14 protein-coding genes are annotated in these 11,619 nt (G+C 69.9%); 5 read left to right on the forward strand and 9 right to left on the reverse strand.

Annotated features, from left to right (window positions below; translation table 11 throughout):
* The 3 genes from ABZ412_RS03780 to ABZ412_RS03790 form a co-directional block, all read left to right on the forward strand.
* Positions 1 to 401 (forward strand): SecY family transport protein (locus tag ABZ412_RS03780; protein ID WP_357275974.1); only part of this gene is annotated, 401 nt, incomplete at its 5' end.
* Positions 402 to 415: 14 nt separating this feature from the next.
* The gene (locus ABZ412_RS03785; RefSeq protein WP_357275976.1) at positions 416 to 1,327 is read left to right on the forward strand and encodes a response regulator transcription factor; all 912 of its coding nucleotides are present in this window, start codon (positions 416 to 418) and stop codon (positions 1,325 to 1,327) included.
* 328 nt (positions 1,328 to 1,655) lie between these two features.
* Positions 1,656 to 2,294 (forward strand): response regulator transcription factor, encoded by a 639-nt coding sequence (locus tag ABZ412_RS03790; protein WP_357277103.1) that lies wholly within the window; start codon positions 1,656 to 1,658, stop codon positions 2,292 to 2,294.
* 1 nt (position 2,295) lies between these two features.
* Here the strand turns inward: ABZ412_RS03790 and ABZ412_RS03795 are convergent, their stop codons facing one another.
* Positions 2,296 to 2,841 (reverse strand): hypothetical protein, encoded by a 546-nt coding sequence (locus ABZ412_RS03795; RefSeq protein ID WP_357275978.1) that lies wholly within the window; start codon positions 2,839 to 2,841, stop codon positions 2,296 to 2,298.
* A 23-nt stretch (positions 2,842 to 2,864) separates the two neighbouring features.
* Between ABZ412_RS03795 and ABZ412_RS03800 the strand changes: the two genes are divergently transcribed.
* Positions 2,865 to 3,998, forward strand: coding sequence for a hypothetical protein (locus ABZ412_RS03800; RefSeq protein ID WP_357275980.1), 1,134 nt, complete (start codon positions 2,865 to 2,867; stop codon positions 3,996 to 3,998).
* 63 nt (positions 3,999 to 4,061) lie between these two features.
* Positions 4,062 to 4,550 (forward strand): YfbM family protein, encoded by a 489-nt coding sequence (locus ABZ412_RS03805; protein WP_357275983.1) that lies wholly within the window; start codon positions 4,062 to 4,064, stop codon positions 4,548 to 4,550.
* Positions 4,551 to 4,577: 27 nt separating this feature from the next.
* On the opposite strand, the gene ABZ412_RS03810 is transcribed toward ABZ412_RS03805, so the two are convergent.
* From ABZ412_RS03810 to ABZ412_RS03845, 8 genes are all read right to left on the reverse strand, one after another.
* On the reverse strand, positions 4,578 to 5,129 hold the full coding sequence (locus tag ABZ412_RS03810) for a CAP domain-containing protein (RefSeq protein ID WP_357275985.1): 552 nt from the start codon (positions 5,127 to 5,129) through the stop codon (positions 4,578 to 4,580).
* A 62-nt stretch (positions 5,130 to 5,191) separates the two neighbouring features.
* Positions 5,192 to 5,902: a DUF6390 family protein gene (locus ABZ412_RS03815; protein WP_357277105.1), complete on the reverse strand. Its 711-nt coding sequence runs from the start codon at positions 5,900 to 5,902 to the stop codon at positions 5,192 to 5,194.
* A gap of 85 nt (positions 5,903 to 5,987) precedes the next feature.
* Entirely contained in the window at positions 5,988 to 7,067 is a 1,080-nt protein-coding gene (gene hypE, locus ABZ412_RS03820) for a hydrogenase expression/formation protein HypE (protein WP_357275987.1), read from the reverse strand.
* A complete protein-coding gene (hypD, locus tag ABZ412_RS03825; RefSeq protein WP_357275990.1) occupies positions 7,060 to 8,172 on the reverse strand; it encodes a hydrogenase formation protein HypD in 1,113 nt (370 codons plus the stop codon). Before hypD ends, hypE begins: the two co-directional genes overlap by 8 nt.
* Positions 8,169 to 8,492 (reverse strand): HypC/HybG/HupF family hydrogenase formation chaperone, encoded by a 324-nt coding sequence (locus tag ABZ412_RS03830; protein ID WP_357275992.1) that lies wholly within the window; start codon positions 8,490 to 8,492, stop codon positions 8,169 to 8,171. The genes hypD and ABZ412_RS03830 overlap by 4 nt, the downstream gene beginning before the upstream one ends.
* Before the next feature lie 17 nt (positions 8,493 to 8,509).
* Positions 8,510 to 10,813: a carbamoyltransferase HypF gene (hypF, locus tag ABZ412_RS03835; protein WP_357275995.1), complete on the reverse strand. Its 2,304-nt coding sequence runs from the start codon at positions 10,811 to 10,813 to the stop codon at positions 8,510 to 8,512.
* Positions 10,810 to 11,052, reverse strand: a complete 243-nt coding sequence (locus ABZ412_RS03840; RefSeq protein WP_357275997.1) for a HypC/HybG/HupF family hydrogenase formation chaperone — start codon at positions 11,050 to 11,052, stop codon at positions 10,810 to 10,812. The genes hypF and ABZ412_RS03840 overlap by 4 nt, the downstream gene beginning before the upstream one ends.
* A gap of 3 nt (positions 11,053 to 11,055) precedes the next feature.
* Positions 11,056 to 11,532: a hydrogenase maturation protease gene (locus ABZ412_RS03845; RefSeq protein WP_357276000.1), complete on the reverse strand. Its 477-nt coding sequence runs from the start codon at positions 11,530 to 11,532 to the stop codon at positions 11,056 to 11,058.
* Positions 11,533 to 11,619: the final 87 nt, after the last annotated feature.

The following is an 11,619-nucleotide window of genomic DNA, read 5'->3' on the forward strand; positions in this document are numbered from 1 at the left end:
AGAAGTATCTGGTCAATCCGAGCAACCCGGTCTACGTGGCGATCTACTTCGCCCTGATCGTGTTCTTCACCTACTTCTACGTCGCGATCACCTTCGACCCGGAGGAGCGCGCGGACGAGATGAAGAAGTTCGGCGGCTTCATCCCGGGCTACCGGCCGGGCAAGCCGACCGCCGATTACCTGAACTATGTCCTGAGCCGGATCACCCTCCCTGGCTCCCTCTACATCGGCGCCGTCGCGGTCCTGCCGAACGTGTTGCTGCGCTTCGGCTCCGGCAGCCCGGCCCAGAGCCTCGCGTTCGGCGGCACGTCGGTGCTGATCGTGGTGAGTGTCGCCCTCGATACGGTCAAGCAGCTCGAGAGCCAGCTGATGAACAGGAACTATGCGGGATTCCTCCGCTGAAGCAGACTGTGCAGATGCCCACGACAACACCGATGTCCCCGCTGCTGCTGCGGCTGGTGTCCACGCTCGTGCTCGCGATCAGCGCCACCGTGCTGGCGGCGCCCAGCGCGCAGGCCGCCACCCCCGTCGCCGGTCGCAGTGCCGCGGTGGGCTCGGACCCGCTCGCCGCGGGCAGCGATATCGTTGCCGCGCGGCAGGATTCGACGATCTCGGTGCTGCTCGCCAACGATCAGATCATCTTCCGTTCGGGCCTGCGGTCGGTGATCGAATCCGAGGTGGATCTGCGATGCGTCGCGGAGGTCGGCGACGGTGCGGCCGCGATTCGCGACATGCGGCGGCTGCGACCCGATATCGCCATCCTCGATCTCGACATGCCCGGTCTCGACGACCCGGCCGCGATCGAGACGGTCGCCGAACTCGGCAGCGCGAGCCGCATTCTCACCCTCGCCACCGAGGACACCGATGAGAACCTCTACCGCGCACTACGCCTGGGCAGCAGCGGCTTCTTCTCCAAAGCGGTGCCGGCGGCGGACCTGGTGGCCGCCATCCGGGCCGCCGCGCACCGTGACGCACTGATCGACCCCCGCCGGACCAGCCGCCTGATCACGCGCCTGACCCACGGCATCGAACCGTTCCCCGCCGCGCCGGAAATCGCCACGCTCACCCCGCGCGAGCATCAGGTCCTGGTGTTGATGGCCGAGGCCCGCACCAACCCCGAGATCTCCGCGGTCCTCGGCGTCGGCGAGCAGACCGTCAAAACCCATGTGTCCAACGTTCTCGCCAAGCTCGGTGTCCGTGACCGCGTGGAGGCGGTCGTCTACGCCCACACGCGCCGTATCGTCACCGGCAGCCCGTTCGCCCCGACCTCGGGTGTCGGCGACGGCGCCGCCGGTGCGGGTCATCCTGACGGAGTAGTCGCCGATTAGCTCTGTGGAGGGATGCCGACGACCACGACGCGTTCGTAGCGTCGTCGCCATGAAGAACAGAATGCGCATCGCGGTAGGAGCGCTGGCGAGTGTCGCGCTGGTCGCGACCGGATCGGCCGGGGCGGGGATACCTACCGGTTCCGCCGACGGCGTGGCCGAGGGGGTCTGGCAGACCGACGGATACGGCACGATCGTCAGCGTGCGGGGAGATCGCCTGCAGTACTTCGACTCCACGGCGATCAGCTGCTCACCCGGTGTGCTCTCCGCCCGACAGAAACCGGGCACGCCCGACACCTTCGTCGCCGACGAGGGATCGCGGCAGCTCACCCTGCGGCCGCGGGGACGGGATCAGGCGTCGCTGCGCTACACCTTCTTGAGCTCCCAGCCCGATATCGACGTCGTGGGTGAGGCGGCCGACGGCCGGCAGGCGGTCCGGCGGGCCGCCGAACTCGTGCCCGACGTCGTGCTGATGGACGTGCGAATGCCGGTGATGGACGGGCTCGAGGCGACGCGCGCGATCGTGTCCGCGTCCACGGACCCGCCGAAAGTCCTCGTCCTCACCACTTTCGACCTCGACGACTACGTCTACGCGGCGTTGCGGGCCGGTGCGAGCGGCTTCCTGTTGAAAGACGCTTCCGCCGAGCAGCTCGCCGAGGCGGTTCGGGTCATCGCTGCGGGCGACGCGCTCCTCGCCCCGTCGGTGACCCGGCGGCTGATCGCCGAATTCACCCGCCTCGGCCCGCGCCGCTCACATTCCGCCCCCGCCGATATCACCAACCGCGAAGCGGAGGTGCTCACCCTCGTCGCCGAAGGCTTGTCGAATCGGGAGGTCGCCGCGCGCCTGGTGCTTTCCGAGCACACGGTCAAGACGCACGTGGCCCGGACCCTGACCAAGCTCGGTCTCCGTGACCGCGCCCAGATGATCGTCTACGCCTACGAAACCGGTCTGGTCCGTCCCGGTTGGTGAATCATGGGCGCCCGGCGGGATAGTAAGGCTCCCCGCAGGATTCGCATTCGACGCCCGGATACAGGTCGTTGAGGAATTCGCCCAGCTCGACCTGACCCTGCAGGGCCGCGGTGGCGGCGAGTAGATAGCGGGTGGTGGCGGCCGGCTGCGGGGTAGCCAGTTGCTCGGTGGCCAGAGTCAGCGCTTCGGGCAACGCGGCACGATATGCCTCGGCGATGTCGTCCGGGACATCGTCACCGGTCGCGCCGAATTCTCCTGAGCAGATGACTATCAGGCCCACGACATACAGAAGGTCCCCGCGCGCCGCAGGCGGGATCGAGCGAGCCGAGGCGACCAAGTGTGGCACCGCGGCATAGGCGGCCGGCCAGGCGGTGCCCTCGGAACACAGGTACGGCCACAGGTCGTCGAAGCGTTTCGCATCCTGCGGATCCTCGGCGATCCACCGCAGCTCGTGCGGCACGAACACGACCTCGCCGCCGAGAGGCCGACCATTCGACCAGTGGCGGTGGTCGAGTTCGAGCCAGCGCGGGTCATCGAGGGGCAGCATGGGAACGAGAGTAGATTCCGGTCGTGACCGTCGACATCGATGCCGCGCAGTTCGGCAACCTCCTGCACGCGTACGGACGGTCCACCGATACACCTGCGCACCTGGCCGCGCTGGCCGGTGCGGACCCGGACGCGCGCCGCGCCGCGCTGGAACACTTGTGGTCGGCCGTCATTCACCAAGGCACGCCGTGGACGGCGACACCGCCCGCGGCCGTCGTGGTCGCCGAGCTGCTGGCGGGCCCGTTGCTGACCGACGCCGAGTTGCGGGCCGACCTGCTCGGTTTCCTGGCGGCCGTCGCCGAGGCCGGTTGGGTGTACGAGGACCTCGACGAACTGGCCCCACCAGCGGATTTCGATTTCGACTCGGTCCTCGCTGCGGCGCTCGACAGCGGCGACGAGGAGGAGCTGTACGGCGACGAGATCATGGCGAACGCGCTCTACGGCCGTGCTGTGGGCGGTTGCCGCGCCGCCGTCCCCGCTCTCCTCCCGGCCATCATGTCGGCACTGTCCGACCCCGAGGCCCCGGTCCGCGCGGCAGCAGCCCACGCGCTCGCCGCCTGCCGCGCCTCGCTCACCGACCCGGACACGGGTGATCGGCTCGACGAATTGGCCGCCCGAGCCGGCTCCGACGAGCGAGCCGCGCTGGTGCTGGCCATGGGCGAGCTCGGTCTGAAACCCCGTGCGTACCTGGATGATCCGCACCCCGGCGTGCGGGCGTGCGCCGCGCTGGCGCCCGGCTTGGCCGGCGACGAGGTCGCGACCGCCGAGATCCTCGCCGCGCTGCGGGACCCGGCGGCCACCGACGACTGGTTCACCCGACATCCGCCGCAGCTGGGTATGCGCATTCGCTTCGCCCTGGTCGCGGCGGCGATCGACCGCATCGAGGACACGGCCCGATTGCTCCCTGCCGCACTGGCCATCGCCGCGATCGCCCACCGCCACACCGTCGACCACGACTGGGGACCGCTCCTGCGTGCCTTCTTCGCCGACTACACCGGCGGCAGCCCGACCGACATCCAAACCGGCTACCTCGCCGCGCTGGTCGACAACCCCGACCTGTGGGACCCCCGACACGGCAACGCCGGCCTCGTCTTCCGCGACGCCGGGCTGCCGTATGACCGCGACACCTGCCGCGCGCTGATTCGGGCGGGAGCGTAGCGCGCGACAGCAGCTGTGCGCGTGACCGAGTTTGCGCCGGTTCATTCGGATACCGTCGAGTTCATGTTGGGAGTGCACTTCGCCATTACCGCCGAGCAGGAGCGGGCGCTACTCGCCGCCGACGACCGGGATGACGTGGACGCGATCGACGAGTTGCTCGGCGACATCGAGGAATCCTGGTCGGAGCCCGACCTGAAAGTCGACACCGACAAGGCCTGGGACGCCATTCATCGCAGCCTGACCGACGGCACCCTCGACCCCAGCAGCGGGCAGTATCCGCTCGCGCCAGCCATTCTCGGCGGCCGGCATCTGCATGACGACTACTACGCGGTGTATGTCGGCGCGGAGCAGGTGCGGGACGTCGCGAAAGCGCTGCACGAGGTTATCCGTGCCGGTATGCGGTCGGCCTTCGACGCCATCGATGACGAGGAATACGCCGGGGCACTCGATGACGAGGACTTCGAGTACACCTGGAGCAATTTCGTCGACGTCCGGTCCTTCTACCACCGGGCGGCCGCGGCGGGACGAGCCGTGATCTTCACCGCGCAGTGACGATCCCACCGTGATCGGAGTGGCGGGTCATAGCGGGGCGCCGAAATCTTGTGTCCACAAGGGTCCGTCGGTGCCGAAGTGGACTCCGATGCCGATATCGGTGTACGCGCAGTTGAGGATATTGCCGCGGTGGCCGGGGCGCGACAGCCACTCGGCCATCACCTCGGCGGCGTCGGCCTGGCCGTGGGCGATGTTCTCGCCGACGGTGCGCCACAGATAGCCGGCGGCCACGACTCGCTGGTTCGGCATCCACCCGTCTGGGTCGCGATGATCGAAGTAGGCGCGAGCGGCCATATCGTCGGAATGGCGCTGTGCCGCGTTCTGCAGGCGCGCGTCGGGCCGTAGTGCGCGGCATCCGTGCTGCGCGCGTTCGCCGTTCACGAGTTCGAGCACACCTGCTCGCGCCGCATCGGTCTGTGGATCGGACGGAGCGGGCGGCTGCGCCGAACCGACGTCCGGTCCCTGGGACGAGCCGATTCCGATCCACCCGGGCGGGTCCGACAGGGCAGTGGCATGGGAAAGCACTGCCCCGGCCATCACGCAGGTGATCACGGTGGCGGATCGCTTGAAATACACCACTGATGCTCCCATTGTCTCGTTGCTCCCGGATGTTTCGATAGCGGTCGGCGGCACCGACACGGCTAGGTGTCGATGTCGAGACGGTGGTTGGTGGCGGCCAGCTGTCGGAGGGTGCTGTCGGTCAGGTTCGCGGTTTGGGCGCTGTCCAGCGGCGCCGTCAGTCGATCCCAGTGGAGGGCAACGTGATCGCCGGGTCGCGGGTCTGTCGTCAGGCGGCCGTCGGCGGTGAGGGTCGCGGTGCGGGTGCCGGGTGTGCCCAGGTCGAGGTGGTGGCCGTCCCAGGTCAGGTGGCTGGCCTCCAGCCGGACGTGGGAGCCGTCGCGGGCCACCACGCGCGCCGGGGTGATGCGGCATTTGTCGAGGACTTCCAGGGCGGTGGGGGTCGCCGCCGTGCCGAGCAGGCGGCTCCACGGGTAGACGCCGAAGACGTGGAAGCAATGGTTGGGGGCTGCCTCGGGGGCGAGCCGGGGGGTCAGGTGGGTCCAGTACAGGCCCGCGGCCGGGCCCAGGATGGCGAGCAGTTCGGTGCAGAAGGCTGCCGGATCGAGGGTCGAGCCGATTCCTCCACCGTGCCAATAGGATTCGACCAGGCGCAGGTCGAGGGGGTCGGCGATGCCGGTCATGGCGGACATGACCTGGAGGTAGGGCCAGGCGCCGGTGAAGCGGCGGGCGGCGTCGCGGATCAACGCGGGCGATCCGTCGGACAGGGCCGTCGTGTCCGGTGGTCCGCAGTAGCCCAGCGCGTTCGGCGGGTAGGCGTAACGCGCGAACATCGTCTCCCCGGCCCCCGGGTCGGGTGGCTGGGACCGGGTGTAATCGGGGTGGGGGACGGTGATGGCGGCCTCCGTGAGTTGGGGGTCAGCAGATGCGTGGAAGCTGTTCTCCTGCGGGTAGATCGACGACCCGAGTGCCACCGAGCGCGGTGTGCGCGGTCACCATGCCGGGATGCTCGGCCACACAGCGGCCGATGATCTCGGCGTGCACCCCGAGCGGATGGGCGCGCATGGCGGCCAGCACCCGATCGGCGTCCGCGGCGGGCACGAAGGCCACCAGCTTGCCTTCGTTGGCCACGTACAGCGGGTCCAGGCCGAGCAGCCCGCACGCGTCGCGGACCCCGGCGGGGATCGGAATCGTGTTCTCGTCCAAAGCGATTCCCACGCCCGCGGCGCGCGCGATCTCGTTCAGGCTGGCGGCCACCCCACCGCGAGTCGGGTCGCGCATGGTGTGCACGGTCGCGCCGGTCGCCAGCATCGCCGCGACCAGACCGTGCAGCGGAGCGGTGTCACTGCACACGGTCGTCCCGAATTCGAGTCCCTCGCGGCACGACAGTACCGCGACGCCGTGCAATCCGATCTCCCCGCTGACCATGACCACGTCTCCAGGCGCGGCGAGTTCGGGCCGGATGTCGACTCCGGGATCGAGCACGCCGATGCCCGCGGTATTGACGTAGATGCCGTCCCCGTGCCCGGCGTCGACGACCTTGGTGTCGCCGGTGACGAGCGCGACCCCGGCGCCGAGCGCCGCGGTGCCCATGGCCGAGGCCACTTCCGCGATCCGTACGAGCGGCGTGCCCTCCTCGAGGATGAACGCGGTCGACAGGACCAGCGGCCGCGCCCCCGACATCGCCAGATCGTTGACCGTGCCGTTGACGGCCAGATCGCCGATGGATCCGCCGGGAAAGGTCAACGGCTTCACCACGAACGAGTCGGTGCTGAACGCCAGCCGCGTCTCGCCGACCGTCACGACCGCCGAGTCGCCGAGCCCGGCCTGCGCCGCCGCCCCGAACGCGGGCAGGAACAAATGCTCGATCAGCTCGCCGGACATCGCGCCGCCGCCTCCGTGCCCCATCACGATGGTGGGTGAGTCGCGCAGCGGCATCGGGCACACCCAGTTCTCGAAATCGACGGCGCCGTTGCCGCTTCCGACAATGTCAGGCATGAGCCACCTCCGCGGGCAGATCCAGCCGCCGGTACAGGTAGTAGGCCGCGCAGGCGCCCTCGGAGGACACCATGGTGGCGCCGAGCGGATTACGCGGTGTGCACTCCTTGCCGAAGGCGGCGCACTCGTGCGGTTTGATCAGGCCCTGCAGCACCTCGCCCGATCGGCAGATCGGCGATTCCTCGGTGTGCAGATCGCTGACCGCGAACCGGTGTTCGGCGTCGAACTCGCGGTAGCGCGGCGAGAGCCGCCAGCCGCTCTGCGGGATCACCCCGATGCCGCGCCAGCCGCGGTCGGTGATCTCGAAGACATCGGCGAGCATGGCCTTGGCGGCCGGGTTGCCCTCGGCGGTGACCGCGCGCCGGTAGGCGTTCTCCACCTCGTGGCGGCCGTGTTCGAGCTGGTCGACGGTGCGCCGGATGCCCTCGAGGATGTCGAGCGGCTCGAATCCGGTGACCACCACCGGAACCCGGTACTTCTCCGACAGTGGCGGATACTCGGCGGTGCCCATCACGGTGCACACGTGCCCCGCGGCCAGGAAGGCCTGGACCCGGCAGCTCGGCGATTCCATGATGGCGGCGATCGCCGGGGGCACCAGCACGTGCGAGACGAGCAGCGAGAAGTTGCGCACGCCGAGCCTCTGCGCCTGGTAGACGGTCATGGCGTTGGCCGGTGCGGTGGTCTCGAACCCGATGCCGAAGAACACGACCTGGCGGTCGGGGTTGGCGCGGGCGAGTTCGAGGGCGTCGAGCGGTGAGTAGACGACGCGGACGTCGCCGCCTTCGCTCTTGATCCGGAACAGATCCTTGGAACTGCCGGGCACGCGCAGCATGTCGCCGAAGGAGCAGAAGATGACATTGGGCTGGGCGGCGATGGCCAGCGCCTTGTCGATCAGCTCGAGCGGGGTGACGCAGACCGGGCAGCCGGGACCGTGGATCATCTCGATCTGGTCGGGCAGCAGTTGGTCGATCCCGTGGCGGATGATCGAATGCGTCTGCCCGCCACAGACTTCCATGATCGACCAGCGCCGCGTGGTGGTGGAGCGGATCCGATCGAGCAGCAGCTTCGCCAGTTCCGGATTACTGAATTCGTCGAGGTATTTCATGGTTTCACCTCCGGATCGGCGGGCGGGGTGGTTTCCGGGTTGGCCACTCCGGCCTGGGCTGCGGCGATCGCGAATCCATCGCCGAATTCCTCCTTCAGCACGCCGAGGTGTTCGAACTCGGCGAGCGTCTGCATGGCCGACTCCTCGTCGAGCCGCTGGATGGCGAAGCCGACGTGCACGATCACGTAGTCGCCGACGGCGATGTCCGGGATGTACTGCAGGCAGACATCCTTCTGGACGCCGCCGAAGTCGACCACCGACATCCGCGTGCCATCCCGCTCGTGAACGCTGAGCACTTTGCCGGGGACTGCCAGGCACATCGCTGTTCTCCTTCCGCTCAGCTCGCCGCGACGGCGAGTAACTGGCCGAACGCGATCCCACCGTCGTTGGGTGGCACGCGATGGTGGGTGAGGACGTGGAAACCGTGCTCGCGCAGCAGCCGCAGCACGGTCGTGAGCAGCAGCGCGTTCTGGAACACGCCGCCGGACAATGCGACCGGTTGCTCCGGATCGCCGTAGCGTGTCGCCAGATCCAGGACCAGGTGTGCGACGCCCGCGTGGAACCGCGCGCCGATGACACCGGCGGGCACCCCGCCGCGCACATCGGCGATCACCGCGGCGAGCACGGGCGCCGGATCGATGGCGGCCGTCTCGTCGATGGGGTCGCCGGGCAGGGCGAACCGGTAGGCGACCGCGCCCGGGTCGGCGTCACGGGACAGGCCCTCCCATTCGATGGCGGCCTGCGCCTCGTAGTCGACCTCGTGCCGCACCCCGCACAGCGAGGCGACGGCATCGAACAACCGGCCCATGCTGGAGGTGGGCACACAGCCGAGCCCGGTGTCGAGCTGATGTGCCAGCACCTGCGCCTCGCGCGGCGGGCAGGCGCGCACGCACGGCAGATCCGGCGACCAATCGAGGTTCGCGGACCGCAAGTGCGCCAAGGCCATTCGATACGGCCGCTGCACGCTGAGGTCACCGCCGGCCAGCGGCACGTAGCGCAGGTGCGCCAGGCGGCGGAACCCCTTGTAGCTCGCGGCGAGCACCTCCCCGCCCCAGATGGCGCGGTCGGGCCCGTAACCGGTGCCGTCGAAGGCGAATCCGAGCACGGTCGCGCTCGCGTCCAGGCCGTGCTCGCCCATGACGGCCGCCACGTGCGCGTGATGGTGCTGCACCAGCCGGATCGGTCGGCGGCCCGCGTGTTCCGCGGCCCAGGCGGTGGACCGGTAGCGGGGGTGGGCGTCGGCGGCGAGCTGCTGCGGGGCGACGCCGGTGAGTTTCTCGAGATGCCGCTCGGCGGCGGTGAACGCGCGCAGGGTCGCGACGTCGTCCATGTCGCCGATGTGCTGGCTCAGCCAGGCGTAGCGGCCGTCGGCGACGGCGCAGGTGTTCTTGAGGTCCGCGCCCACGGCGAGGGTCGGCGCGGCGGGCAGCGGCAGGGCGAGCGGCAGCGGGGCGTAGCCGCGGGAGCGCCGGAACGGCACCTCGACGCCGTCGACCACCTTGACCACCGAGTCGTCGCACGGCACCAGGATCGGGCGGTTGTGGGACAGGACGGCGTCGGCGAGCCCGGACAGTCGTTCGCGGGCGTCGGAGTCGGTGTGGCAGATGGGTTCTCCGCCGAGGTTGCCCGACGTCATGACCAGCACGCGCGGGCCGGGGGCGTCGCCGGGCAGTCCGAACAGCAGCAGATGCAGCGGCGTGTAGGCGATCATCACCCCGAGATCGCGGTTGTGCGGCGCGACCGCGTCCACGGGCAGCGGCGGCGCGTCGGGGTCCGCGGACGCGGAGGTCCGGCGCGGCAGCAGCACGATGGGCCGGGCCGGGCCGGTGAGCAGGGCGGCGGCGGTCGCATCCACGTCGGCGATGGCCGCGGCGGTCGCCAGATCGGGCACCATGACCGCGAAAGGCTTGTCGCCCCGCCGTTTCCGGCGGCGCAGCTCCGCCACCGCGGCGCTGTCGGCGGCATCACAGGCCAGGTGATAGCCGCCGATGCCCTTGACGGCCAGAATCCCGCCGTCACGCAGCGTGTTCCGTGCCGCTCGCAGCGGCTCCCCGGCCTCGGGGTCGGAGAAACGCAGGGTCGGCCCGCACTCGTTGCAGGCGATCGGCTGCGCGTGGAAACGGCGGTCGCCGGGATCGGCGTACTCGCGCGCGCAGGTCTCGCACATGGCGAACCCGGCCATCGAGGTCTGCGGGCGGTCGTAGGGCAGCGCGGCGATGATGGTGAACCGCGGACCGCAGTTGGTGCAGGTGATGAACGGATGCCGGTAACGCCGGTTGCCCGGATCCTGGAGTTCGGCAGCGCATTCGGCGCAGATCGCGACATCGGGCGATGCGAGGGTGCGCCCGTCGCCCCGGGTGGTGCCGGAGATGTGGAAGCCGGTCCCGCCGCGGACGGGGATCTCGGTCTGCTCGACGGTCTCGACGACCGCCAGCGGCGGCGGTCGGTCCCGCAGGCGCGCGACGAAGGCGTCCACGCCGTCCGCCGCCCCCTCGATCTCGATGACCACTCCGGAGCTGTCGTTGCACACCGATCCGGTCAGCGCCAGCTCGGCCGCCGTGGTGTACACGAAGGGCCGGAACCCGACGCCCTGCACCACGCCGCCGACGATGATCCGCCGCCGGACCCGGGCCCCGGTCACTGCTCCTCACCCGATCCCATCAGCCGCAGCCCCGCCAGCGCGGCGGCGGCCCCGGCCTCGTCGGTCTTCTCGACCGCGAACCCCATGTGGATGATCACCCAGTCGCCGGGTCCGGCCGGATCGTCCTCCAGCAGGCCGACATTCACGGTCCGCTGCTCGCCGGAGACGTCGACCAGCGCGATCTGACCGTGATAGCCCTCGACCGGTCCGACGACGCGGCCGGGGATGCCCAGGCACATCGTTCACACCTCCTGCGGGTGCCGCAGCGCGGTCACCACGGATTCGACGGCGGCCATCGCGGGGTCCACCGCGGCGGCCACGGGTTCGGTCAGGCCGATGCCGTCGGCGACGGAGCCGATCTGGCAGCCCACGATCACCGTCGGCGGAATGGTTCCTCCCATCGCCCGGACCACGGCGAAGACCGCGTCCGGGTGCATGGCGTGCGCGTCGAGACCGACGCCGCCGCCACCCGGATCGGCGTGGAACACGTCCACCTGCCCGGGTGTGCCGCGGTCGGGCAGCGCGTCGACGAGCACCAGCGCGTCCCAGCCGTCGAGCAGGTCGTAGGCCAGGTGCAGTCCGCGGATGCCGTAATCGGTCACGCGCACATCGGGTTCGGTGCTCGCCGGCATGCGCCGCACCACCTCGGAGCCGAACCCGTCGTCTCCGAGGAAGATGTTGCCGATGCCGGCGACCAGCACTCTCGTCGTGGGAATCACCCCGCTACATGTGCCGGATTCGCAAGTATCGGCGCATATCCGGTATCGACCGGATGCCGACCGCTGCCACCAGCAGCGCTGCCAGGG

Origin of the sequence: Nocardia sp. NPDC005746, from assembly GCF_040630785.1 — a bacterium.
GTDB lineage: Bacteria > Actinomycetota > Actinomycetes > Mycobacteriales > Mycobacteriaceae > Nocardia.